Source organism: Sporosarcina sp. P29 (genome assembly GCF_002743265.1).
In the GTDB taxonomy this organism is placed as follows: domain Bacteria; phylum Bacillota; class Bacilli; order Bacillales_A; family Planococcaceae; genus Sporosarcina.
The window spans coordinates 1-367 of record NZ_PDYX01000142.1; the positions used below are offsets into that span (position 1 = coordinate 1).

1 protein-coding gene is annotated in these 367 nt (G+C 55.9%); it reads right to left on the reverse strand.

All coding sequences use genetic code 11. The features are described 5' to 3' along the window. On the reverse strand, window positions 1-367 hold a 367-nt coding region (locus CSV68_RS16945), incomplete at both ends, for a hypothetical protein (protein WP_199175064.1).

Below are 367 nucleotides of genomic sequence, written 5' to 3' on the forward strand. Positions count from 1 at the left end.
TTGCAGGCTCTTTCGGACGACGTGCTTCGAACAGATCCGCAACGCGTGGCAGACCACCGGTGATGTCCTTGGTACCGCCGGATTCCTGAGGAATACGCGCCAGGGTGTCACCAGAACTGATCTGTACGCCATCTTCCAGCTGTACAATCGCTTTACCCGGCAGGAAGTACTGCGCAGGCATATCGGTACCAGGGATCAGAACGTCGTTACCCTGAGCATCAACGATTTTCAGTGCAGGACGCAGATCTTTACCACCGGCAGTACGCTCAGCAGAGTCCAGAACGACCAGAGAAGACAGACCGGTCAGCTCGTCGGTCTGACGAGTAATGGTCTGGCCGTCGATCATGTCAGTGAAGCGGATGAAACC